Source organism: Pseudarthrobacter sp. AL07 (genome assembly GCF_029960665.1).
Taxonomy (GTDB): Bacteria; Actinomycetota; Actinomycetes; order Actinomycetales; family Micrococcaceae; genus Arthrobacter.
The window spans coordinates 82597-107611 of record NZ_JASBRB010000007.1; the positions used below are offsets into that span (position 1 = coordinate 82597).

Below are 25015 nucleotides of genomic sequence, written 5' to 3' on the forward strand. Positions count from 1 at the left end.
ATTGGTGATGCTGCACACGCCTCCCGGCATATTTTGACGCCGTAGCGAATCGGCTGTATGCAACGGCAGGAATGTGCTGTGGATAACGGGCATCTGGCATAAGCTCTGACTATGGGCGACGTACTGATGGTTTTTCTGCCGGCCGGCGTGTTGGCGGCAGTAATCTGGGCATTTACGACGGCCCTCAGACCGCGTGATTCCGGGACCTCTGACGCCGAGAAGTACCAGCAGGACCTCGCGAGGCGCTCTGCGGAGCACTATGCCGAGCAGGTGCGCGTGGCAACAGCCGTGCGTGCCCGCCTCGAAGCCAACACCCGGCCCAGTCAAAACGAACAGCAGCAATCGCAGCAGGAAGACCACGCCCGGGCGGCCCGGAGCGGGCTCTCCGGCGCGGGCGCCGGACAGTATGGCTATGCGGCGCTGCCCGGCGGGATTCTGGACCCGCAGCTGGCAATGCAGTTGCAGACGATGGCGCACGACGGGCACAAGATCCAGGCCATCAAACTCCTTCGCCAGGCAACCCGCACCGACCTGGCGACAGCCAAAAAGTATGTAGATCGGCTTTAGAAATGGAATCCCTCGTGATCCCCGTTATCATCCTTGCGGTCGTAGCCGCCGGAGTCGCACTGGCAGCCCGGGCGGTCAGCGGGCGGCAGGCGGCCGTCAGGCCGGCCGAGACCGCCTCCGCACCGGATCCGGTTGACGTGGCCCGCCTGGCCGCCGCCAAGCTCTCTGAGGACCAGCACCGCAGGTTGTATGCGCTGATTGCCCAGGGACAGGCTATGGCGGCCATCAAGCTGTACTACGAGGCCACAGGAGAAGGCCTGCGGGCCTCCCGGGACGCGGTGGGGGCGTTGGCCGCCCATCCGCAGGCCTACCGCAGCCCCGTCGCTGAAGCGGCGGAGGCAGAGACCGAAGACGACTCGCCCCAGCGATTCCCTTACCGCTACCGCGCCATTGCCAGCAAGGGCGACGTGACGCGTGAGGTCAGCAGCAACATGCTCAACGACGAGATCTACGGCCGCATCCGCACGCTGGCTCGCAGTGGAGATACCGAAGGCGCCGCCACTGCCTTGACCAAACACTCGGACATCACCCTGAAGCAGGCACGCGAGTTCATCGCCCTCCTGGACGAGTAGGGCTCCAGGGCGGCTGCGCTTCAGGACGCCCAGGGCACCCAGCCGCTGCGTTCGCCCATGTTCAGGTCACTGACCGGGGAGACCGAACAGTTCGGCAGCCGTGATCGCCGGGGGACCGGCGCGGCGGTGGGGGACGGCCGCGCACTAGCGTCCGCCGGAAATACCCGCCAAGAGCTGCTTGAACGGCAGCGACTCCAGGGCCGCCGGCTTGCGGCCGGACTGATCCCCGGCCAGGAGGGCGGCAAACTCAGCCGCAGCACGGTCAATCCGCGAGGATAGGGGCGAGCCGCCGTCGTCCGTGTTTCCCCAGTCCTGGGGGCCTGCGAACACGGCCGTCGCGGCCATCCGGGTGCGCAGGTAGCTGAACAGCGGGCGCATTGCGTACTCAAGGACCATCTGGTGGCGGTCCGTACCGCCGGTGGCGCCCAGCAGGACAGCCTTCCCCTCCAGGGACTTGGGGTCCAGGACGTCGATGAAGGACTTGAACAGGCCGCTGTAGGAGGCGCTGAACACCGGACTGACGGCAATGATGCCGTCGGTTGCCTCCACGCCGGCGATGACATCCGCCAGGCGCGGGGCCGCATAGCCAGTAACGAAGTTGTTGGCGATGTCCACCGCGAGGTCGCGGAGCTCAACGATCTCAATAGTCACCTCAAAACCGGCATCGGCGAGGCGGTCCTCCGCCACAGCGGCGAGCTGGTCGGCGAGCAGCCTGCTTGAGGACGGCACACCCAGGCCGGCGGATAGTACGGTGATGCGGCGGGTTTCCACTTGGACTCCTGAGGTTCGTACGTCCTGTGTTGCATGTATTTGCATGTAATTGCATAACCGGCGACTGTCCGGGTTTATTCCACCGTCTCTTCAGCTCCACCGTGCACGGAACACATGCAGTGCTTCGCGAACCGGACGAACCTCTCGGAGACCACCCCCCTGCTGCCGCCGACGCGTCTCGATGCCGACTACCTGGTCCAGGAACGCACGGCCGGCCCCTGATCCACCACTGCGAGCGGATTGCCCGGTAGGGTTCGTCCGTGAATACGTCCACCGGGGTGAACGGACGACGGCGGTGCGCGGGGGTGAATTCCGACTCACCGCCGCAGGCTATCACCCTGGGCGGCCTGGCTGACAAGTGAGCCGTGCTCTGCGAGGGAAGCCTTCATATGGGTTCTGACGATGGTGGGCTTCGGCGGCTACGGCAGAATTGGGGCAGAGCTGCCCAAGCCCTGACCTCGGCGTAAGGCACAGAAAAACCCCGCTGCCGGTGACGGCAACGGGGTTTCTCGTGCAGTTTGAGGCTGCGTAGCCGGAAAGGCTACTTGCCTGCGACTACGTTGAGCTCGATCACAGCGGCAACGTCAGCGTGAAGGCGGACGTTGGCCTGGTAGGAACCAACCGACTTGATGTGAGTCGGCAGTTCAACCTTGCGCTTGTCGATTTTGCCAAGGCCAGCGGCCTCAACAGCGTCGGCGACGTCGGCCTGCTTGACGGTGCCGAACAGGCGTCCGGTCTCGCCAGCCTTGACGACGAGCTTGACCGGCTTGGCGGAGAGTGCAGCGGCCTGCTTCTGAGCGTCTTCCAGGGAAGCGTGCTCGCGGGCGGCGCGGGCAGTCTTGATGGACTCAACCTGCTTCTCGCCACCCTTGGACCAGGTCAGGGCGAAGTTGCGGGGCAGCAGGTAGTTACGTGCGTAACCGTCCTTGACCTCGACAACGTCGCCAGCGGCACCGAGACCGGTTACTTCGTGGGTCAGAATGAGCTTTGCCATGTTAGTCAGTCCCTTCCTTAGCCGCGGCCAGCGCCGGAGTAGGGCAGCAGTGCAACTTCGCGGGCGTTCTTGATTGCCTGGGCGATTTTGCGCTGTTCCTGCACCGTGACGCCAGTGACGCGACGGGCGCGGATCTTTCCGCGGTCGGAGATGAACTTGCGCAGCAATGCTACGTCCTTGTAGTCGATGACAGTGATGTCAGCGGCCTTCAAGGGGTTGGACTTTGGTTTGGGCTTACGGAGTTCAGCCTTAGCCATCGTGGAGCTCCTATTCTATGGAGCCCGTGGATATTGATCCACGGGATGGTGGTGGTCCAACGGCGGCAGTCACGTCCGGTGCCTTGCGGCACTTTCGGCGGTCCCGGCGTCGGGCCTAAATGATTGGTTTAGAAGGGAGGTTCGGAATCGGGGCCGTTGCCCCAGCCGCCGCCTGCGTTGGAGACACCGGGCGTTGCCCAGGGATCCTCCTGTGCAGCGGGCTGGTTGCCGCCACCGAAGCTTCCACCGGAGTTGCCGCCCTGGTTTCCACCAGAGTTGCCGCCTCCGAAGCCACCGCCGCTGTTGCCGCCGCCGAAGCCACCCTGCGCGCCGTTTCCGGCACCCCCACCGCCGGAGCGCTGGGTGCGGTTGACCTTGGCATTGGCGTAACGCAGGCTCGGGCCGATTTCATCGACTTCGAGCTCCATAACGGTGCGCTTTTCGCCTTCTTTTGTTTCGTAGGAACGGCTCTTCAAACGGCCGGAAACAATCACGCGCATGCCCTTGGTGAGGGACTCGGCAACGTTCTCGGCTGCTTCACGCCATACCGCTGCGCGGAGGAACAGGGTTTCCCCGTCCTTCCACTCATTGGACTGGCGGTCAAAGGTGCGCGGGGTGGAAGCGATGGTGAAGTTCGCTACTGCCGAACCTGACGGTGTGAACCGCAATTCCGGGTCATTGGTGAGATTACCGATGACCGTAATGGTGGTTTCGCCTGCCATCTACTGCCTCCTTGTTCGATCCTGGGTGAAGAATTCGATCCTGCGGGGTAAAGAATGAAAATTGGAGCTGAAGTTACTCAGCAACGACCTTCTGCTCTTCGGGGCGGGTGATCTTGGTGCGCATGATGGTCTCGTTAAGAGACAACTGGCGGTCAAGTTCCTTGGCGGTGTCAGGCTTGGCGGTGAAGTTCACCACGGCGTAGATACCTTCGGACTTCTTCTTGATCTCGTAAGCCAGTCGACGACGGCCCCAGATGTCAACCTTTTCGATGGTTCCACCATCGTTGGTGATGACGTTCAGGAATTTCTGAAGCGACGGCTCAACGGTACGCTCTTCGACCTCGGGGTCGATGATTACCATCAATTCGTAAGGACGCATATGTGAACCCACCTCCTTTGGGCTAAGCGGTTACGGCATTTCCGTAACAGGAGGTTCATTTGCGATGCCGTGCGATGCCCGGCCAACAAAACGGAGGCAGGGCGCAGCACAGACTTCAACATCTTAGTGCATTTGAACCGGATAGGCGATTCGCGCTTGACACAAGGCTAAGCGTCCTGGTGCGGGCGCGGAAGCCGGGATGCGCGTATGTGGATAACTTTCCAAGTAGGGCCGGGCCAAAAATGAGTACCTTAGCGCCGGGACTTCGCTGGTGCAGGAGCATCACTGAAGCTATATTGCTATCCAACGGCTGGGTACCGTGCTGGTCCCGATGACGGCGCCAGAAAGTCCGGTCCGAACGGTCACGAAATGACCGGACGGACCTCGTCAAATGTGAAATGCAAGCAGCAGTGGTCTCTCCTTCGATGAACAGATGGGGACCGCATGTCGTTAATAGGGCGAACCAAAGAGTTGAACCGGATCCTCTCGGTGATTCGCAGGCCTACCGAGTCCGCCCTGACGATTGTGGGCCGGCACGGCATGGGCAAGTCTGCGTTACTGTCCGAAATCCCGCGCCTGTCGGACTACCGGACTGTTGTTCTAAGAGCCTGCTCGTCCGAATCGGACTGGCCGCTGTCCGGCCTCACCGCACTGTTGAACGGCATCGATGATCCCGTCCTCAGCCGGTTCGCGGACGAACTGCTGCGGGATTCAACCGGCGCCATGAGCGTTCCCACCGTGTCCACGATGCTACTGAACGGACTTCACCAGCGCTCATCCTCACGGAACATCATTGTCATTGACGACGCAGACCAACTGGACCCCAGCAGCCAGGCTGTGATCGGATTCCTGGCCCGCCGCCTGTCCGGCACCGACATTGTCCTGTTCATCAGCGCGCGGGAAGAATCGCCGGACAGCCCGTTCGCATCCCTTCCGGCCCTCCAACTGGGGCCGTTGAGCTACAACGACACGGTCCTGATGCTGGAGGCCATCCCCTCGCGCCAGACCGCGACGGCGGCGGTCCACACAGTCGCTGCGGCCACCAAGGGGAACCCGCTTGCCGCCGTCGAGCTTTTCAGGTTGTTGCTGGAACGCGCGGCTGAAGGAAAATACGCACTGCCCGTACCACTGCCCGGCAAGGGTAGTTTCGAAGCGGAGTTCGCTGCCATCGTGGGGGGGCTTTCGCCGGTCGCGAGGCAGGTTCTCAACCTGCTTTCCCTGTCCTGCCGCAGTGACATCGCCACCTTGGGAGGTGCCTACGACCCGCTGTGGGGCGGAATCGACGAACTGCTAGCAAGTGGCATGGTGAGCAGGTCCGGGCCGCATCTGCGGATCCGGGATCAGTTGCTTCGGGGCTACGTCTATGCGGCAATGATGCCAGCGATGCGGACAGCCGGCCACCGTTCCATGGCGGAAGCGGCGGAACCCGCAGATCCATACGCCCACCGCTGGCACCTGAGCTTTACTGCCCTGGAGCGGCAGACCCCGTTTGGGCTGCTCCGCTTTGCCGTTGACCTGATCCGGAGCGGCGAGGTGCCGTTCGCCATTGAATACATCGAACGGGCACTGACCATCAACCCGTGGGAAGCGGAGACGGCCGCGAGACTCACCACGGCGGCCGAACTGCTGCTGAACCGAGGAGAATTCGTTTACGCCAAGCGCTACCTGGACTGGGCGCAACGCGTGACACGGAACCCAGCCCTGATCCTTCGCCTGACCGGCCTCGCCTTCGAAATCCAATTCATGCAGGGTGGAGCCGTGCGCTCCAGCATGGTGATCCGGCTGGTGAAGGAGCTCGGCCAGCATGATCCGGCCTTCGCAAACCGCCTGCTCGTGGCCGGCGCACTGTATTACGCGGACCGTTGGGAGCTTGCGGACGCCACCAGTCTGCTGGGGTGCGCCGGCGAGTTTAAGGACCACGCCTCCCCCGATGGCCTTGCCATGGCCGAGAGCGCCATGCAACTCATCGACGTGATCAGCGGGAAGCCGGAGCAGAGCCGCAGGCCCGACGGCGGGAACGAAACAGCTGCCGTCCTTCTGGTGCAGGGTCGTGCGCTGAGCTACTCCGAACACCACATAGCCGCCCAGGAGGCCTTCGCCCGGGTGCGGACCTTCCTGGAGGCAAACACAGTCAACTATCGCGAAACCGCAGACTTTCTCGCGGTGGACAACGAAATCCGTGCCGGCAACGTCCGGAAAGCGGTGAGAATGATCGAGGATCTTGAGCTCGCGCAACCGGAAACCAAATATCACCGGGGAATGCGGCACGTCTTCCGGATCTGGCGGGCCAACACGATCGGAGACGAGGAGCTTGCCCGCACCTACACAGCAGACTCCCAGCACTTCTCAGGCGGGGAAAGCCATCCCGCGGTCACGGCGCAGCTGGCCGCGTGCCAGGGCCATTTTGCCCTCATGCGCGGCAACCTGGCCGAGGCGTTCGCGCAGCTGTCCCGGGCAGCGGAAATAGGCCAGGCTTTCAGCAACCCAACACTGCTCCGATGCGCGGCCGATTTGGTGGAAGTCCTGGTCAGGCTTGGCCGGCACAGGGAAGCCGCCCAAGCACTGTGGCATCTGGAGAGCCAGGCAGTGGGCCTGCGTTCCCCGTGGCTCATGACGGCTGTTGCCCGGAGCCGGGCCATGCTGGCGGACGGTGAACAGTCACTGCAGCTTTTCAGTGACGCACTCGCTGGCAGGAACCCGCAGGAATCACTGCTGGAACGCGCCCGGACCGTGCTGTGCTACGCCGAACGGCTTGGCACCTTAGGCCGCCTCCGGAGCGCCCGGGACCTACTGCTCCGAGCGAAAGTGATGTTCGACGAAGCTGGTGCCCGCGCCTGGGCCAAGCATGTCGACTCGCTGCTGCTCTACGAACGAGTGGCACCAGCCGGTGCGCTCGTCAGCCCCGCGATCCTGACGCTTGCAGACCACGAACGCGTATTGGCCCAAATGGTGGCCCGCGGGATGCGGAACAAGGAAATCGCGGCCACCCTCTATGTCTCCGTCAGGACCGTGGAAGTGCGCCTCACCGCGATCTACCGGAAGCTCGGAGTGGAATCACGCGCGCAGCTGACGGCCCTCGCTGCCGGCATGGAAGCCACACAGGCCAAGGAACCACTAATCCTTTCCATCCTTTAGCCCTCCAACCGGGCACTACCGCCCTGCAGGTACCCGCAGTTCCCGCATTGTTCCGGGCCGATGCCCACACGGCAGCCGGCTTTCGGCACCGTAACGGCACCCAGCAGACTAATTTTGCGGTACGAACTGCGCACTCCCTGGGGCGAATGTGGGAAGGACTCGAACATGAGAACGGCCGCCGCGAAGGCCGGTGCCAGATGACGGCTGAAACCGTCCTGGCCCGCATCAACGTCATGGAATCCTGGCTCGGCGAGGACGAAGCCCGCGCCGTGGCGGAGGTCCTCGCCTCCGGCATGCTGACGCAGGGGCCGAAGGTCCAGGCGTTCGAGACGAAGTTCAGCGCCGTCCAGGAGGTGCGCCACGCGGTGGCGACCTCCAGCAGCACCACCGCGCTGCACCTGGCCCTGGTGGTGGCCGGTATCGGCCCCGGGGACGACGTGGTTGTTCCATCACTGGCCTTCATCGCCGCCGCGAATGCGGTGACGTATGTCGGGGCACGGCCCGTCTTCTGCGACGTGGACCCGGCCACAGGCACCGTGACCGCACCTGCGGTCCGGGCCGCACTGACCCTTGACACGCGGGCCGTGATCGTGGTGGACCAGGGCGGCGTTCCGGTTGACCTGGATCCCGTCCGCGAGCTGTGCGACCGTCACGAAATCACCGTGATCGAAGACGCCGGCTCGGCTGTTGGCTCAGAATACAAGGGCAGGCCCGTGGGCGCGGGGGCGGACATTGCCGTGTGGTCGTTCCACCGGGACAACGTGGTGACTACGGGCGAGGGCGGCATGCTCACAACCCACCGGGCGGACTGGGCGGCCCGGGCCAGGAGCCTGCGCGGCCACTCCCTGAGCGTGGCGGCGGCGAACCACCGCCGGTCCCGCATGGCCGCACCCGAGGTGTATGTCGAGGTCGGCTTCGACTACCAGATGACGGATCTGCAGGCCGCCGTCGGCATTGTGCAGCTGGGCCGGCTGGCCGGGATAGTGGCTCGCCGCCGGGAAATCGCCGCGAGGTATGAGGCAGGCCTTTCCGGCCTGGCCGGGCTCCGGTTTGTGGCCGACCCGCCGTACGGGACCACCAACTTCCAGTCCTTCTGGCTCGAAGTCCTCCCGGGCTTCGCGACGGACCGTGAAGGGCTCCTGGCCCGCCTGGCCGATGCCGGAATTTCGGCACGCCGCGGCGCCATGGCGGCACACCGGCAACCTGCCTACCGGTGGCGGGATACAGGCAACGCAGGTCTTCAGACCACCGAACGGCTGACCGACCGGACCCTGGTTCTCCCGATTTTCCACGGCCTGGACAACGTGGGCCTGAACCGCATCATGAACAGCGTTCGGGCGGCCGCCGGGGTCCACCGGTGAGCGCCCTGAGGGCTGCCGGATCGGCCGCGGCAGCATTCTCCTGAAGAACGTGACCCTGACAGCCTCTGTCACGCTCGGGTCCCATGTTCTGAGCAACGTGCCCGATGGCGAAACGTGGGTAGGCGTCCCGGCCCACCCCATCGATCACGCAAAGCCGAGGGTAAGGAACGCCGAGCGCAAGGGGACGCACCGCCGTCGTGACTTCCGTTACCTGATTGTGATTAATCACGTCCGGTCCTGTAGGGTCGATCAGTGGGCCGCCCCAGCCGGCCCCAATCCCGGATGACGTCTAACTCTGCCGCGTTCGGGATCCACTAGGTTTCAGGCAGAGGCGGGGGACCCAGAGTGTCCGGGCCACGGCTTTAAGCCGGCCCTGGGGTGAAGCCGCATTGCGCGGCCGGATGGCCTCATCCGAACCCGACAGCTAACTCCGCAGGCGTTGAGAGGTAATCACCCATGTCTGCACCCAATGATCAGCCGCGCCCTGACGCGCGCCCTTATTCCGAAGAAGCCGCCGCGCCCACCCAGCGGCGGTCTGTGCTGAAGAAGTCCGCCAGCCGTGCCAAGACCCAGCGCAACATGTCGCTGACCGCGGCCGCGCTCGTCGCGCTGCTGGGAGTCGTTGCCCTCGGCCAAGTCTCCGACCAGGCACCCCAAAGTGCCGAATTGAGCCGCGTCGCGGACACGTCCAGTCGCGCCCAGGCACCGGGACAGGTCAAGCGCAACACCAACCCTGTTCCGGCACCGCTGCCGGCCACAGACCCCTCCACCGAGCCGATCACAGCTCCGGCCCCGGCGCCTGCAACGACCACGGCTGCTCCCGCGCCGGCACCCGCCCCGACGACGGCAACGGCGACAGCGACGGCTGCTCCCGCGCCGGCACCCACCTTGGCGCCGCTGGCGGCAACGGGCGCCATGCCGGCTGGTGTGCCCGGTGCGTGGACCATGGCTTTTGCCGACGAATTCAACGGCACGGCCCTGGACGCGTCCAAATGGTCCAACTGCTGGTTCTCCTCCAACTGCGGCACCATGAACAAGGTCAGCACCAGCCCCAGCAACGTTTCCGTCAACGGCGGCAACCTTGTCCTCTCACTGAACTCGTCGTCGTCGGGCTCCCTGGTTTCAACGAACCCCAAGGGCGGCGCCACCACCGGCTACCAGTTCGGCACCGGCTACGTCGAGGCCCGGATCAAGTTCCCCGGTGACGGCACCAACCTCTACAACTGGCCCGCATTCTGGACCACCGGCCAGACCTGGCCCACCAACGGCGAGAACGACATCGCCGAGGTCCTCAGCGGCAAGATGACCGTGAACTACCACTCAACCTCCGGGGCCCACAACCAGGGAACCGTTCCCGGAAACTGGGGCAACAGCTTCCACACCTACGGCCTGCACCGCACGGCTACCTCCTCCGACGTCTACTTCGACGGAGTGAAGGTCAAGTCCTACCCCACGGACGACGGCGGCGCGCCCCAGTACATCGTGCTGAACGTTGGCGCGTCCAGCACCGCACCCGCCTATGGGGCTGCCTCGCAGGTTCAGGTCGACTACGTGCGCGCCTGGCAGTAAACAGCGTCACGCACGTAAGGTGAGCGGACGACGGCGGGACCTCCCGCCGTCGTCCGCTTTCTTTTATTCGCCGGCTTCCTTTACTGTGTAAACCCGCAGTTGTCGGCGCCGGACCGGTGGAATGTTCCGCTACTCCCGTAAACTCTTGCAATGAAGCTTCTGTACGTCACAGAAAGCGTGCCCAACCGGGACCCCATGCTGGGGGACGGCAGTTCCATGATTCCGTTCGAGGTGCTGCGGAACCTTCCCGGTGATGTCGCCGTGACGCTCCTGACCTTCGCCGGACCGGTGGACGTGCCAGCCGTAATCCGCGCCCGCTGCGACGCCGTGCATGTGATGCCCACCCGCAGCCGTGCCTGGGCCACCATCATGTCTGTCTTTGGCCTGACCGGCCTCGGCAAGCACCAGCGGTCCACTGCCAAAGCCATTGCCACCGCGGCACAACTCTCCGGCCAACACGATGCCACCCTGATCCATGGTCCGCACGCCCTCTTCCTGGCCAACTCGGTGCGCGGCCCGCTGGTTTTGCAGACTGTGGATCCCTGGTCGGTCCGCGCCGCGATGGACACGGCCACTGCCGGCATCCTCCGTCCTGCCTACCGTGCCCGTGAGATCCTGGCCCTGCTTGCCGAAAGGCGCCTTCCCGCGCGTGCCCAGCTCCTCACCGTTGGCGCCGCGGATGCGCTCACTTGGTCGGAACGGCTGGCGCGGTCCGTCAGGAGCGTTCCCAACGGGGCCGAGGAGTCGGTGCGCGACGCCTCCAGACGGAACGGTCCGGTGGCCTGTTTTGTCGGCAGCCTGAACTACGGTCCCAACATCGACAGCGCAACCGTCCTGATCAAGAAGATCGCCCCGCTGGTGTGGCAACAGGTTCCAGAGGCCCGGTTTGTGCTCGCGGGCCGGCGCCCCGAGGCCTCAGTACAAGCCTTGGCCGGCCCCCGGGTGGAGGTCCTCGCCAACGTGCCGTCGGTCCTGGAGGTCTTCCACGCCGCCGACGTCGCAGTCTTTCCCGATGAACACGGTGTGGGCATCCGGAACTCCGTGCGCGAGGCGCTGGCCGCCGGGCTCCCGGTGGTTGCGACGCCCATGGCCGCCCGCGAGCAGGATCCCCATCCCTTGCTGGCCGTCGAACCGGACACGGGGGCGTTCGTTGATCACGTTGTGCGGCGGCTGACCACGCCCGACCGGCACCAGCTGTCCTCCGGCGGCGGGGCCCTCCGGACGTGGCGGACTGTCGCGGAGGACTACCTGGATGAGGTGGGCGCCGCGATCCGCTCCGGCGGCACCGGCCTCCAGTCCGGAAAGTCACCAGCGTGACGTACGCACCCGGGGATCTGGCCCGGACCGCTGTCCGGGGCGCAGCGTGGCAAGGACTGGCATTCGTTGCCGGAAAGGTGATCATCCTGGTCACCACCATCGTCCTGGCCCGGCTTCTGTCCCCCGAGGAGTACGGCCTGGTGGCGCTGGCCCTGGTTCTCATGGCCTACGCCGAAACCGTTGCCGACGCCGGCGTGGCACAGGCACTGGTCTATTTGCCCCGCACGGGCGTCATCGCGCGTTCCGCCTTGTTCATCTCCGTGCTGCTCGGAACGGTCCTGGCCTCCGCCGCCGTCCTGACCGCGCCCTGGCTCGCAGGCCTCTTCAACCTTCCGGGCGCGGCGCCCCTCGTCCAGGTGCTGGGGGTTTCTGTGTTGGCCACATCCTTCGGGGCGGTCCCGGAAGCCCTGCTGCGACGGGACCTGAAGTTCAAGCCGCTGACCGCAGCACCCGTGATCCGGGCCGCCACCATGGGAACGGTGACCCTGGTGCTGGCCTTCACGGGCCACGGCGCGTTGTCACTGGCAGTCGGCACGGCCGCGGGGTCCGTTGCGTATGCGCTCACGTGCTGGTTCCTGGTCCGCAGGAATGCGCCGTGGCAGATCTGGCGGGTGGGCAGGGACGCTCTCCGGGCAAACATTGCCTACGGGGCCCCCGTGGCGGGAAGCAGCCTACTGGCCCGGCTGATCTTCGACGTCGACTACCTCATCATCGGGCTCTTGCTGGGGGCGCAGGCCCTGGGCTACTACACCCTGGCGTTCAGGCTTCCGGAGGCCCTGATCCTCAACATCTTCTTTGTACTGTCCACCGTCCTTTTCCCGCTCTACGCTCAGGTGCGCTCGGATCCGGACAGGCTCCGCGACGGCTACCTGAAGAGCGTCCAGATCCAGACCTTGTACGGCGTCACCGCCGGCGTGGGCCTGGCCGTCCTGGCACCGGTCCTGGTTCCCCTGCTTTTTGGCCAGAAGTGGACCGACGCCGTGCTGCCGCTGATCTTCCTGGCCCTGTACGCAGCCGTGCGGTCGCTGGGCGCGGGTGCCAACGACGTGTACAAGGCCCTTGGACGGCCGGGGCTCTCCATCGCGATTTCTGTGGTCCGGCTGGTGATTCTCGTACCGGTCCTGCTGGTCGCCGCCCAGTGGGGCATAGTTGGCGTGGCAGCCGCGCAACTTGCCGTGGCGTTTTTTTTCGCCTGCGGAATGCAGGTGGTCGCCGCCCGGGTAATCAAGATCAGGGCTCGGCGCCTGGTGCGCGCCGCCGCGCCAGGCCTGGTCTGTGGGGCTGCTGTGGCCGTGGCCGGGCTGGGCACGTTGGCCCTTCCGGTCCTTGGCCCGGTGGTGACGACCGCCGTCGTGGTGGTTGTGGCGGTCGGCCTGGTTTACGCGATTCTGCGTCTGGGTTTCCCGTCCCTGTACCGTGAGTTGCTGAAGTTCGTACGACGAGCCTGACACGCATGCCCAGGCTACGGGCGCTGGCCTTGCACCGCGTGGCGCCAGAGCCAGAAGTCCCTGTCGGACGCCACGGCCTGACGGAGCTTTTCTGTTCCGTGGGCAGCCTCGGCCTGGCCCTCAAGCCGATACGCCAGCGTGGCTGCCGATCTGGCCCAGGTTGCGATGACCAGCAAGGGAACCAACGCAGCATCCACCCCACGCATTCCCAGATGGCCGGCGAGGTGTGCCAGCGCCCACCCACCCGGGCCGAACGCATTGTCAAAGGCGGCGACCTGGCTGCCGCGGTCGAAAGCCTTGGCGCTTGATTCACTCAGGTACTGGAGGTAGAAGACCAGGTCATGCCCGGGAACGCCGTCGGTGCGGGCCCGTTCCCAGTCCACCACCTGCAACCCTCCATCGGGCTTAAGGAAGAGATTGGGGTGGCTCAAGTCGCCATGCTCGACGACGGCGGGAAGCTGCGCGTGGCGCAGCGGCGCCAGTATCTCGTGGGTCCGTTCCACCAGCGCAGCGATCTCGGGTTCCCGGGACACGAGTCCGGTGAGCGCCTCCAGGGGATGGCTGATGGTCCGGTTGTACCAGCCTTCATTCCGGGCGGCAGCCTGCGTGCAAGGCAGCGCGTCCACAAAGGCAGTGCCCGCACTGACGGCGCCGCGCAGGTCCGCAGCCACCAGCCGGGGGTCCAAGGGTGCTCCAGTCACCGCAGTTTCGACGAGTACCGTATGGGCGCCGACGTCGCAGACGGTGACCACCTGCGGGATGCCGCTGGCGGACCCTTCAGCACCCGTGTTGAGCTGCCGCAGGACGTCGGCTTCATGGCGCACACTGTCGTTCTCGCCCGGCTGCCGCGGCACCTTGACCACGAGGCTGGGTTCGGTGGCTCCGGCCGCAAAAACCAGAGCCACCACATGCCTGGATGTGACAAACCTGGGCGTCAGCAGGACACTTTCCCAGCGCCTGCCGATACCGTATCTATCCAGCTCAAGCTCCTGGTAATGCTCCGCCAGGAATCGGTCGATGAAAGTCACTGCGGCTCCTCGGGTGGGCGCCGGCCTGTGACGGTACCTTCCGGCACAGCCAGGTCAAACAGGCCGAGTATCAGGGCCAGCCGTGCGGCGAGGGACTTGGCTCGACCGAAACGGACATCCTTGTGCAGTGCCAGCGTGTCCCTGATCCCTACTGCTGACGCCACCGGAACAATGCGGGCGGTATGGTCCAGCGACGGTGCATTCCAGAAGACGCTGACGTCCTGGAACCCGCTGCGGACAAGCGCGTTCTTCCATCCTTTCAGGGTGCGGGGCCCAGACCGTTGGAACAGTGAACGCCGTGCCTCGACGCACATCCAGCCGCCGGGTTCCACCGCGGCCAAGGCAGACCTGAATGCTGCCCGATCGGGGGCGGTGAGGAGCACGACGCCGTAGGTACCGCCCGGGTGTTGGTCCGGTGGAAGGGCAGTCACTGAGGGATCCAGCAAATGAAGGGCGGCCGCCATATCCGGGGCCGTTGCGCCGCCGTACGCGACGCTTCGGGCCTGCAGGTCAGGGAGCAGGAACCGCCAGTCCAGCAGCCTCCAAAGGTGCAATGACAGGGCGTCTGCTGTTTCCTCGCCGGCCCCGGCGCCGGGGCCCTGTCCTGCCCGCGGTGCCGGTGCCGGTACCGGTGCCGGTGCGATTCGCCGCCACACCAGCCCGGTCGACTCGCCGAGAACGCGCTCCTGGGCCTGTGCGGCGTCAATGACGTAGCTACCCGGCAGCTGGGCGGCAATGTTCCGATAAGCCAGGCGCCAGCCCTCCAGGATTTCAGGCGAGTGCTCACCCTTCCTGTCGAACATGACCTGGCCGGGGACATCGAGGACCAGGAGCAGGTCAGGAGGCCCGACCACCATCAAGGCAACGGCGCTGGTGACTTTCGCCAGGATGCCGTTCAGGGCGCTGTCCACGGCCCGGCCCGGGCAGTCCGGGACAGCCCCGGGCAAAAGGGCGTCGTAAGGCACCCGGTCCATCAGCACGAGCCGGCCGAGCAGGCTCCAGGACCTGGCCAGCAGCCCGCCGCGGACCACCCGGTAGACCTTCTTGGCGCTGCGTCCGCCGGGAACCCTGCCGAGCCAGGAATCCCAGGGACCCGCCCCCCACATGCCCATGTACACATATTTGGTCGGCAGCGGTACGGCGGCCTGGAGTCCGCGGAGCAGCGTGGTCTTGCCGGCGCCGTCGGGAGCCATCACCCCCACCACGGGCCCACGGTCCTGGAGCCGGGCGCCGAGCAGCCGAAGGCCCCGGTGCCTTGCGGCGATCAGCCGCGGTACGGCCGGGCCGCCGGACCACCTGGACGTCATCGCGGCCGCGGCGGCGGGCACGCCGTCGAACCTGACTGTCCGGACCAGCTCCAGGACGTTCGCGGCTGTGCCGGGTCCCATGCGGCGGTCAACAAACCGGGCAATGAAATCGTCGGCCGAAGCCGCGGCGGCCGCATTGCCGACAGCCTCCATTCGGGGTGGCGCGATCTGCCCTTTGTCCAGGAACAGGTGGAGCAGTTGCAGCCAGGCCTGATCCGGCGGCGCCGGGAGCCACAACGGGCCGCTCCGCACGCGCCGGCCCAAACAGGGCAGCGCGAGTGAGGTCCGCCATTGTTGATACGGCCCGAACGCTATGTCCGAAACAATGTCCAGCTTCACCCAGGCTTCAGCGGTGGCCGAATAACAGAAGTAGAACCGGTGGCTGCCATGGCCCGGGGCAAGGACACGGCGGAAGCCGGCCGCTTCAAGCAAGCCGTCCAGAACCGGCAGCAACCCGCTGGCGACGAGAATGTCCACGTCGCCCGAGGGCTGCGCCAGGTCATCTTCCCCCCGCAGGAGGAGCCAGGGCAGCCCGGACCCATCAAGGGCGTGCAGGGCCGCGGTGACGTTGGGCTCCATGACCGGCACCTGTTCCGTTGTTTCAGGGCGCGTAGGCATACTGCACCGCCCAATCGATCTGCAGATGCCCGGATGTTGTTGCGGCGGGATAGGTTCCAGTGGCGCGATCCGACGTCTCAGCCTGCAACGTCCACCGCATCGGAGTGTCAGGAACCCCTGACGGCAGCGTCGTCTGATCGATGAGGCGGCCGTCGAAGAACCACTGCACCTTCCCCGGTGTCCACTCCGTCGTCGCCACATGCCAACGGCCCGGTCCCGTGGGCGTAAAACTGCGCTCTGGCGGATCGAACTTCACGGCGCCGTTGGCCAGGGAGTCCTTTATCGCTGATCCGCCATAAAGCGGCCCATCAAGGCCCCCCTCGGGCCAGTCAATCTCACCTTCATGCCAGTTGTCGCTGACAGGCCACAGCAGAAAGGCAATTTTATAGCCAGGCATGGAATCGTATCTGAATCTGATGGAGTATCTGCCGTAGGTCTGACCGGCATAACCGAACGGAATGACGCTGGCCACCTGGGGGGAACCTGCTGCGGAATGGAGAAAATAGTCAAGCTTTCCGTCCTTCACGGAGAGAACTTGGTCCGGCGCGTAGGCCCCTCTGCCCGAACTGTCGGCAAAGCCGGCGTATCCCCTCATCTCGGCGCCGTAGGCGTCGCCCACTTTCCCCGCGCCCGCCGACGTCGTAAAACCCTGCGCACCCGTTTGTTTCCATCCGGGAAGATCCCCGACAGGCATTTCTGTTGACCTTTCCGTGATTGCGGCCGGAATCCAAACTGCTCCCGAAATTAGTGCCGCTGACGCAACAATGGTCGCCCCCAGAAGTTTTCGGAGCAGGGGGTTTCTAACCGACCGACTTGAATTTATAGATTCTGACCGTATCGTTGCTGAAGACATTCTCGACCCCGACCCCCTTCTCAAGCAGTCCCTCCAGCTTCGGTAAGTATTCGGCCTCAAAGCGCTTCTTTTCTACCGCGTCACGTTTCTGTTCATCGGTAACAATCACGTAGTTGTTTTCTGCACCGCGAAGATGATCAGCATATGCACGCAAACCTGCAACACTGATATTTCCATCAGCCTCTTTGAAGTAGTCAACCAGCGAGGACACACTTCCCCATTTGAGATAGTGCGGATAATTTGGTCCCACCAGAAGCGGGAAGAAGTACTTCGTATCAAAAACGAGGTCCCCGGGGTTGGTATTCACATCAAGCCATTGGCTTGCGGCGACGTCGTCCTTCGAAACGCGGTAATCCGCCTCAGGCTGGAAGTGCACCAAGGTAAACAGCATGGCCATGGCGAGAAGAGTTGCACTGGCCCCAACGACGGTCCGGCGGGTCCGCACGGGCCCGGACCAGAACAGCCAGGCCACGCCGATGGACAGCCAGGGCAAGGCGAAGAGGAAGACCCTGAAGCGCGCCTCTCCGCCGTACGACTGCGCCAGCAGTCCGAGCGTTGGCGCGAAGGCCAGCCAGGCAACCACCAAGGTGGTTCGCACGTGGCCGTGCAGCAGGCGGCGGACAAATCCCGCAACGGCCAGCACTCCGGTGGCGAGCGTGAGCACCACGGCAAGATGCGCCAGGGTCTGCCCCGACAGCACCCAGGTGCCGAGGGTCAGCGGCTCGGTGGGCGGCGGGCGGTAGCCAGTGTTGGCGAAGATGTTGAAGCCGCTGAAGAGCCCGTATTTTCCGCTGACATAGGCAAGATTAGGAATAAAATATGCCAACGGTATTGCCAGTATCGCTGGTCCCATCCAGCGCGGCCTGAAATGGCCCGACATAAAGAGCGGGAAGAGCCCCAGTACGGCGAGGTAGGGCGTCAACTGGTGGCTGACGACAATCACGGCCTGAATTATCAGAATGGCCACACATGCCATTAGTTGCCCCGGCGAAGCGGGCTGTTCCCAGATGCCGGGCATTGCCACCGGACGCTGTCGCTTCACCCGCTGGACCAGCCGCGATTTCCTGATCCGCATTTCGAAGCCGGTCATCCATTTAAACGGAACGCCCCTCAGGAATGACAGCGCAATGAGGCACATGGCCAGGTACAGGGAATAGGAATAGGACTGCGGCGCGTAGTAATTCTGGTTCACCCAATTGGCAAGGGTGAATACAAGCGTTGCAGTCCAGTAGACGCGCACCCTGTCGGAGATCGTGCGCACGATCGCGAGGACAAGAACCGCATCAACCAGGGCAAATCCGGTTTCGGCCCACCCAGCGTAGTCAAGGGCGTTCCGATATCCCATCACTTCGCCCAGGTAGGCACTGAGCGCAAAAAACCCGGGCCAACGGTTGTAGATATCGATCGAGGGATCCACATGCCCGGTGGCCGTGATGAAGTTCGTGACGGCGATGTGTTTGTAGGTCCAGGGAAACCTGGGGACCGCGGCGAGCAGGCCCGCTGTCGAATATAGGACAACCACGAGGCTGGAGACGGAGACGCTCATCAGCAGAGTGGAGAACGTATTTCGAGCCACCACTCCGTAGACACACATGCCCACGACGAGCCCTACGGCGACATACCAGGCAAGCGGAAGCTCGGGCAGCAGCCCGAAATCGTCCAGCCTGCCACGACCGGCAGTGGCCAGCCCAAAAACCCAAAGGGCAGCTGCAGCCGCGAGGGTTAACCAGGGCAGCGCCGCCTTGGCCCGGGAGCGCACCTGGGGTTTCCATCCCCCGGCGACGCGTGGCCGGGAGCCACCGCTTGCAGTGCCCCGAACGAAGGCGCCCGGTGAGTAAGGGCCCGGCTTCAGGACAATGAAGCCCACGGCTGCGAGGACGACGGCGGCCGCGACCTGCCGTGGAAACCACAACCCCGTCCACGCCATAGCCAAAGCCAAAGTGGTGTAAACCGCGGAGCTGGCCGCCACCGTCCAGACCAGCCGCGACGCCCGGTCCGCGGCGGGAAGCCGGGACAGCACCACCCACCCCGGCAAGGCCAGGCAGACCACCAACTTGAAGGCAGCCCAAGGTGCTCCGCCGATGTCAAGGAGGATGAGGATGGCTGCAGCGAGTCCGAATAGCGCCAGCACCGCATCGAAGTACCGCGGCCGCCTGGCCGCTGCACGTGCGGGGGACAGTGGCGGGGAAGCTTCGTTCCGGATCAGCAGAGCCATGTGCGTAACCTCCTGGGTCGGTGTGAGTGGATATCCATCCTGATTCCAGTGAACAGCCAAGGTTGTTCACTGCGTCTTGGCAGCTCCTGCCCGGCGTTCGAGCAGATAGTTGAGCGGTCCCCGTGCCAGCGAGTACCGCTCGAGCCGCAATACCTGGGCGAGTTGTTGATCCCAGGAATCATGGCCCTGGCTGTGCCCGCCTATCAGCCGGCGCGGTGCGCCCGCGCCTTGCAGGACATTCCAGGCGACGCGCGGAGCGCGGGCCAGTGCCAGCCGCGCCGTATTGGGGTCCAGCAGAATTTTTGTGAGCCATGCACCGAGTCCGCTGCCGTAGCCGCGCGCCTGGGCGCTCAATTCGTCCAGGCCATCACGGTGACGGTGCCAGACAATCGCGGACGGCTGAACCACCAGGCTGTACCCCTCGAGAATCACGCGGGTGAACATGTCAATGTCTTCGCCGCCTCCGGTACGGGTCCCAACGCCCAAAGCGTTGTCGAAACCGCCCATGCTTAGTGCCGTTTTCCGATCCAGCGCGAAATTTGCTCCGGTTCCGAAGGCGCCAGGGCAGAAGGGGAACTTCGGAAGCCCCGGGGGCGGATCAGCGAAGGAGTAGACCTTGGACTCCGTGCACTTGGACCAGTTAACCCGGTTATTGAAGTATTCCTGGGCCGGCGAACGCAGCTCGCCGGCCGGCACGAGCCCTGTGACGCAGGCCGTCCCCGGCATGCGTTCGAACCCTGCGGCAATTTCGCGCAACCACGCCCCGTCAACCACGACGTCGTCATCGGTGAAGGCAACGATGTCACCCGGCGCATGGCGCAGGCCCGCATTCCGCGCCTGCGACAGTCCGGGGGCGGGCTCGGTGACAAGCCTGATCCGCGGATCACCAAACTCGTCACGCACCATCTTGCGGGTCTCGTCCGTCCGTGGCGCATTGTCCACCACCAGGACATCGAAATTGGGGTAGTCCAGCTTCAAGATGGCAGTCAGTGAACCTCGAAGCAGTGCGGCGCGGTCCCGAGTGCAGACCACAACCGTGACCGACGGCGTTGCGGTTCCTGCGGTCATCGGCTCAACGACTGGAAGTGCCACGGCAGCCTCCTCCAGGGCGTCCCGCTGGACCATTCCCCCTGGCGCCTCCACATCGACGAAGCCACGAACCGCTGTCCCTTGGCGCACCAACAACCGTGCTCGGCGGTAGCCCGCGTGATTGAGCAGCTGCAATTGGGTGTGACCGGTAAGCCATTCCATATCAACGGCACCGATCCAGCGGGCTCCCGGCCACTCCGACGGGAGGGAACTCTCCATGGCCGGTGCCAGCTCAAAGGCAGCCCGCTCCTCTACAGGCAGGATCTCACCGACACGTTCGCTCACTGGACTTCCCTCCATGGTGCGCCCGCCAGGGCAGTCCCGGACAGCGAGCGGCCTTCGGCGTGGGCGGTCTGCCGGCCGCGCACGTACCCTGCGGCCGTGCACGCGAGAACGGCAATAACAGCTCCAGCACGTCCCAGGCCCTGGGGGTTGTCGCCTCGGCTCCAGTCGCGGATTCCGGAAAATACAGCGCGGGGCAGCGTGCTGCGGACGTACCTCCGTTCCGGGCCGAGGGCCCGCTTCTGGCCCACGATCCGGCTGACCTGCGCTTTGGAGATCCCCTCGGACCAGGACCTCGACATCATGTAGCGAAAGGTGCCTCTGTCCGCCGGCACGTGGTGGCGTACCAGGGCCGCCGGTTCGTAGACGATCCGCGATCCGGGGGCGCCCATTTTGGAGCGGATGCAGATCTCGGTCTCCTCGCAGCCAAGCGGCAAGGTGCCCTGTCGGCCCAGCGAGAGGTTGAAGCCGCCAACCTGACGGAGGACTTCAAGCCGGAAGGACATGTTTGCGCCGATAACATTCCGGACTTCGGAAGCCACCTTGGGCATTCCGCGGTGGCTGCATCCGACGATCCAGTCGAGCTCTTCACCGAAAAAGCCCGGACGGCCCTTTTCCCACACGGGTTCGACGCGTCCGCCAACGGCCAGCACGTCAGGATCGTCATAAAGGACAAGCAATCGTTCCAGCCAATCCGGCGCCGCCTCGGCGTCGTCGTCGAGGAAGGCAACAATGTCTGAATCCGCCAGCCCGACGCCTGTATTGCGTGCACCGGAAAGCCCTCGGGGGCCGCTGCTCTCCACCACCGTTACGTCGTCGACAATTTCGATGAGCCGCTCGTAGAGGTCCTCGTTATGGTCAATCACCACCAGGACCTCCTGCGGTGCAACTGTTTGGCCTCGGACGGACTCGATAACGTCCAGCAAAAGGTCCCAACGCCTCTCGGTGTAGGCACAAATGACGATCGACACGCTCGGACGTCCAATGCGATCCAGCATGCTAGCTTCCCCGAACAAGGGAGAGAACTGCCTGGGGATCGGTTGGCGTTCGCGAAACGCTGACATTTGCGTACGCGTACTTCACCCGCCGGAGGGACTCAGGCCTGGCGCCGGCGGTGGGAGCCTCCCACATGGTGCATTCGCGTGCCAGCGTGCACAGTACCCGCCACCCGTCGCGGAAAGTTTGCAGATTCGACGCGCCAGAGATTCGATCCAGCTCCAGGCTAGGGACTTCTGCAATACGCAGACCGGCCTTGGCCGCCCGGACAATCAGCTCGGTCTCAATTTCAAAGCCGTCAGATTCCAGTTGCAAGATCTCCAGGCATTCCCGTCGAAACGCTATGTATCCATAGCAAAGGTCGGAGTAGTTGCTGTGCAGGACAGTGTTGGCCAGCCCGGTCAGCGCGCGGTTGCCGGCCTTCCTGAGGCGGGTGAGGTCTTCGGACCCTCCTCCCGTGACATGGCGTGAGCCTTTAACGAAGTCGTAATCGTGCTGGAGCGGGGAAACGAACCAGCCAATCTCTTGGGGATCCATGCTCCCATCCGCGTCCAGCATGACGATGATGTCTCCTGAGGCTGCGGCAAACCCGGAGCGAAGGGCCACACCCTTTCCCTTGCGCTGCTCATTGACGATGACGAGGTTGTCGCGGATTGCTTGTGCTACGCCCACTGTGTTGTCCGTGGAACGGCCATCGACGATCACAACCTCGTCCACATACGAGGGAATCCGACGAAGAACCCACGGAATATTTTTCGCTTCGTTCAGGGTTGGGATGACGACGCTGACTGTGGCCCTGGCAGTTTCTATAGCCGGCATCGAGAATGTAATTGGGAGCTGGGTGGAAATGGACAAATACCTCACCACTTCATGACGTTTGCGGATTTAGTCAACGCCGCGTCCGACCAAGGAGTCGGGCGCGGCGTTAGCGCTGTATCCGGTCATGGGTCTGGTCTCTGGCCCCAGCTCTCATTAGCCATCGACTCTGGCCGTGATGAAGAGCCTACGGCCGGCCTGACGCAGAGTCACCAGTAGCCGGTACTCGCTTTTGCGCGGTGGGTCAACGCGTTTCCTCACCCAGTACGGGGGTTATCCGCGGGTCCAGATATTAGGTATAGGGGGTTCTCATTCCGCCCACAATTTAGGTATAGGGGAATTCATTGCGAAGCCTCCCTGCCCGGGCTTAGGCTTGTCGCCTAACTGGGGTTTGACCGCTGTTTCTGGGCCAGCGCGCATAACGGACTTCAGCTGACGATTTTCAAGCGCCCAGGAGCCCCGATGAAGATTGATCGTACCGTCAGGTGGCTGAGCCAAACGCTCATCACGGCCCTGATCGTGGCGGGATCCCTCCTGGCTACGTCCCCCCTCGCATCGGCTGATCCGACCTACGGTACGCCGAGCCTAAGCTATTCGGGCGTCAGTAATCCGCCGACGTCGGACAAGCCGCAAAGCAAGCTGTGGTGGAATGACGGCTCGTGGTGGGCTGACATGTGGAAAACCGGAAGCGGCTGGTCCATTTTCCGACTGGACCGCGCCACGGCGACCTGGGTGGACACGGGCGTACGCAATGACACCCGAGGCAGCACCCTCTCGGATACTTTGTGGGACGGCAGCCACCTCTACATTGCCTCGCATGTAGTCACGGTGTCCTCGGATGCGACACCCAAGGTGTCGGTCTCCGGGCAGCCTGCCTACCTGTACAGATACACCTATGCCGGTGGCACCTACACCCTGGACAGCGGTTTTCCCACGGTGATCACAAACAACTCCAGCGAATCAATGACCATCGATATCGACTCGACCGGGATGCTCTGGGCAACGTGGACACAGGTCACGGGCAACGCGACATCCGGCTTCACCAACAGCGTCTACGTCAATTACGCCGCGAACGGAGACCCTGGCTGGGCCACCCCGTTCGTTGTTCCGGTCTCTAATCCGAACCCCGCCCCTGACGATATTTCAGCTGTGGTGGCATACGGGAAAAAGAAAATCGGCGTGATGTGGAGCGACCAGCTCACTGGTTCTGTCTGGTGGGCAACGCGCACCGATGGAACAGCTCCAACGGCGACGGCATCGTGGAAAGTCCAGCCAGCGATCCAGGGAAAAGGACAGGCAGATGACCACCTGAACCTAAAGACCCTTCAGGCGGACACCTCCGGCCGGGTCTTCGCAGCGGTCAAGACGAGCCTGAACGACACTTCATCCAACAAGACGCTCCCCCAACTGCTGCTGCTGGTTTTCAAGCCGGGAACCGGGTCTTTCTCCACGTCGACAATTTCCGTAGCCGGCGACTGCGTCTCACGTCCCCAGATCATGCTGGACACCCAGAACAACCTCGTCCGGGCCTTCCAGACCGCGCCGCCAACATCCGTGAGTGGCTGTGCCTACTCCGGCGTGGCGGGCAGCATCTATGAGAAGACCGCGTCCATGGACAACCCGGTATTCGGATCCGGACGAGGCACGCCCGTCATCCAAAGCGCGTCGTCGTCGAACATGAATGACGTGACCACAACCAAGCAGAGTGTGGACAACTCCACCGGCATTGTGGTGATGGCCAGCGACCACGTGGCAAAGCGCTACTGGTTCTCGGACCGGCCCCTGGGACCGGTAACACCGCCGCCCGCACCAGCAGCAGCTTTCACAGCCGAACCCACCACCGGAACCGCACCGCTAAACGTCAACTTCACCGACACCTCCACCGGCACACCCACTTCCTGGGCCTGGACCTTCGGCGACGGCGGAACCTCCACCGCCCAGAACCCAGCCCACACCTACGCAGCCGCAGGCACCTACACAGCCACACTGACCGCCACCAACGGCGGCGGCACAAGTTCCGCCACCACAACCATCAACGTCAACCCGGCTCCCCTGGCCGGCGGCGTAACGGTGGTCGGCTCAGCAACCACGTTCGCGGGAACGGCGGCCTCCGCTGTGTCGTTGCAGGCACCGGCCGGAACGTCCCCCGGAGATGTGCTGGTCGCGGCCATCACGGCGGACCTGAATCCGTCCATGGCCTCGGTGCCTGCTGGGTGGATCCCCCTGGTGAATGCCCTTTCGATCAACAGCGGGTCAACATCCGGTGCCCGGGCCTTCGCCTATTACCATGTGGTGGGCGCCGCCGATCCGGCAAGCTACAACTGGACGTTGAACACTTCCGTGCGGTGGGGCGGCGGCGTTACCGCCTACCGCGGCGTCGATAACGCCAACCCGCTGGACGGCCCGCTGACCACAGCAGTTGACACCACATACTCGGCGACCAGCATCACGGTTCCCGGCAGCACGACCGCCACCAACGGCGCAATGCTGATCGGCGGAGTTGCCTGTGATTGCGCTTCTCCGGTGGTGACGGCGCCCGCTGGCTGGACGGAGCGGTGGGAGGCCGCCGGTGGCCAGATCGCGGAACTGGCAGACCGGGTCCAAACCACCGCTGGCTCCACTGGAGCGTCAACCTGGACCCTGAGTGCGGCGCGGGCTGTTGCTGCGTGGCGGACGGCGCTCAGGCCGGCCAGCTGACCGGGGCGCGTGACAACCTGCC

Annotated in this window: 20 protein-coding genes and 1 riboswitch; of the genes, 8 read left to right on the forward strand and 12 right to left on the reverse strand. The window is 64.3% G+C overall.

The window, feature by feature from the left end; genetic code table 11:
- The first annotated feature begins 111 nt into the window (after window positions 1–111).
- Complete coding sequence (locus QK290_RS08895) at window positions 112–567, forward strand: hypothetical protein (protein WP_282330321.1); 456 nt, start codon at window positions 112–114, stop codon at window positions 565–567.
- Window positions 568–569: 2 nt separating this feature from the next.
- On the forward strand, window positions 570–1139 hold the full coding sequence (locus tag QK290_RS08900) for a hypothetical protein (protein WP_282330322.1): 570 nt from the start codon (window positions 570–572) through the stop codon (window positions 1137–1139).
- Window positions 1140–1283: 144 nt separating this feature from the next.
- Here QK290_RS08900 and QK290_RS08905 read toward each other — a convergent pair whose 3' ends face one another.
- The 5 genes from QK290_RS08905 to rpsF form a co-directional block, all read right to left on the reverse strand.
- Window positions 1284–1910, reverse strand: coding sequence for an FMN reductase (locus tag QK290_RS08905; protein ID WP_282330323.1), 627 nt, complete (start codon window positions 1908–1910; stop codon window positions 1284–1286).
- A gap of 541 nt (window positions 1911–2451) precedes the next feature.
- Complete coding sequence (gene rplI, locus QK290_RS08910) at window positions 2452–2904, reverse strand: 50S ribosomal protein L9 (protein WP_282330324.1); 453 nt, start codon at window positions 2902–2904, stop codon at window positions 2452–2454.
- 17 nt (window positions 2905–2921) lie between these two features.
- A complete protein-coding gene (gene rpsR, locus QK290_RS08915) occupies window positions 2922–3161 on the reverse strand; it encodes a 30S ribosomal protein S18 (protein WP_003800144.1) in 240 nt (79 codons plus the stop codon).
- A 128-nt stretch (window positions 3162–3289) separates the two neighbouring features.
- Window positions 3290–3883, reverse strand: a complete 594-nt coding sequence (locus QK290_RS08920) for a single-stranded DNA-binding protein (RefSeq protein ID WP_282330325.1) — start codon at window positions 3881–3883, stop codon at window positions 3290–3292.
- 73 nt (window positions 3884–3956) lie between these two features.
- Window positions 3957–4262 (reverse strand): 30S ribosomal protein S6, encoded by a 306-nt coding sequence (gene rpsF, locus QK290_RS08925; protein WP_011693941.1) that lies wholly within the window; start codon window positions 4260–4262, stop codon window positions 3957–3959.
- A gap of 444 nt (window positions 4263–4706) precedes the next feature.
- Here rpsF and QK290_RS08930 point away from each other — a divergent pair, with 444 nt between their 5' ends.
- The 5 genes from QK290_RS08930 to QK290_RS08950 all read left to right on the forward strand — a co-directional run bounded on the left by QK290_RS08930 (window position 4707) and on the right by QK290_RS08950 (window position 13092).
- The gene (locus QK290_RS08930) at window positions 4707–7397 is read left to right on the forward strand and encodes a LuxR family transcriptional regulator (RefSeq protein WP_282330326.1); all 2691 of its coding nucleotides are present in this window, start codon (window positions 4707–4709) and stop codon (window positions 7395–7397) included.
- Between the two features lie 197 nt (window positions 7398–7594).
- A complete protein-coding gene (locus tag QK290_RS08935; RefSeq protein ID WP_282330327.1) occupies window positions 7595–8758 on the forward strand; it encodes a DegT/DnrJ/EryC1/StrS family aminotransferase in 1164 nt (387 codons plus the stop codon).
- Window positions 8759–9044: 286 nt separating this feature from the next.
- Window positions 9045–9209: riboswitch (cyclic di-AMP (ydaO/yuaA leader) on the forward strand.
- Window positions 9210–9214: 5 nt separating this feature from the next.
- Window positions 9215–10327, forward strand: a complete 1113-nt coding sequence (locus tag QK290_RS08940; protein ID WP_282330328.1) for a glycoside hydrolase family 16 protein — start codon at window positions 9215–9217, stop codon at window positions 10325–10327.
- Window positions 10328–10477: 150 nt separating this feature from the next.
- Window positions 10478–11644: a glycosyltransferase gene (locus tag QK290_RS08945; protein WP_282330329.1), complete on the forward strand. Its 1167-nt coding sequence runs from the start codon at window positions 10478–10480 to the stop codon at window positions 11642–11644.
- Window positions 11641–13092 carry a lipopolysaccharide biosynthesis protein gene (locus tag QK290_RS08950; RefSeq protein WP_282330330.1) on the forward strand — a complete coding sequence of 484 codons (1452 nt, stop codon included), beginning with the start codon at window positions 11641–11643 and terminating at the stop codon, window positions 13090–13092. The genes QK290_RS08945 and QK290_RS08950 overlap by 4 nt, the downstream gene beginning before the upstream one ends.
- 14 nt (window positions 13093–13106) lie before the next feature.
- Here the strand turns inward: QK290_RS08950 and QK290_RS08955 are convergent, their stop codons facing one another.
- From QK290_RS08955 to QK290_RS08985, 7 genes are all read right to left on the reverse strand, one after another.
- The gene (locus QK290_RS08955) at window positions 13107–14120 is read right to left on the reverse strand and encodes an aminoglycoside phosphotransferase family protein (RefSeq protein WP_282330331.1); all 1014 of its coding nucleotides are present in this window, start codon (window positions 14118–14120) and stop codon (window positions 13107–13109) included.
- The gene (locus QK290_RS08960; RefSeq protein WP_282330332.1) at window positions 14117–16045 is read right to left on the reverse strand and encodes a hypothetical protein; all 1929 of its coding nucleotides are present in this window, start codon (window positions 16043–16045) and stop codon (window positions 14117–14119) included. Before QK290_RS08960 ends, QK290_RS08955 begins: the two co-directional genes overlap by 4 nt.
- Window positions 16029–16739 carry a glycoside hydrolase family 16 protein gene (locus QK290_RS08965; RefSeq protein ID WP_282330333.1) on the reverse strand — a complete coding sequence of 237 codons (711 nt, stop codon included), beginning with the start codon at window positions 16737–16739 and terminating at the stop codon, window positions 16029–16031. The genes QK290_RS08960 and QK290_RS08965 overlap by 17 nt, the downstream gene beginning before the upstream one ends.
- Window positions 16740–16845: 106 nt before the next feature.
- On the reverse strand, window positions 16846–19113 hold the full coding sequence (locus QK290_RS08970; protein ID WP_282330334.1) for a hypothetical protein: 2268 nt from the start codon (window positions 19111–19113) through the stop codon (window positions 16846–16848).
- Window positions 19114–19179: 66 nt separating this feature from the next.
- On the reverse strand, window positions 19180–20487 hold the full coding sequence (locus QK290_RS08975; protein ID WP_282330335.1) for a glycosyltransferase: 1308 nt from the start codon (window positions 20485–20487) through the stop codon (window positions 19180–19182).
- A complete protein-coding gene (locus QK290_RS08980) occupies window positions 20484–21455 on the reverse strand; it encodes a glycosyltransferase family 2 protein (RefSeq protein ID WP_282330336.1) in 972 nt (323 codons plus the stop codon). The genes QK290_RS08975 and QK290_RS08980 overlap by 4 nt, the downstream gene beginning before the upstream one ends.
- Window positions 21456–21483: 28 nt before the next feature.
- Complete coding sequence (locus QK290_RS08985) at window positions 21484–22299, reverse strand: glycosyltransferase family 2 protein (RefSeq protein ID WP_282330337.1); 816 nt, start codon at window positions 22297–22299, stop codon at window positions 21484–21486.
- A gap of 459 nt (window positions 22300–22758) precedes the next feature.
- Here QK290_RS08985 and QK290_RS08990 point away from each other — a divergent pair, with 459 nt between their 5' ends.
- Entirely contained in the window at window positions 22759–24993 is a 2235-nt protein-coding gene (locus tag QK290_RS08990; RefSeq protein ID WP_282330338.1) for a PKD domain-containing protein, read from the forward strand.
- Window positions 24994–25015 lie beyond the last annotated feature (22 nt).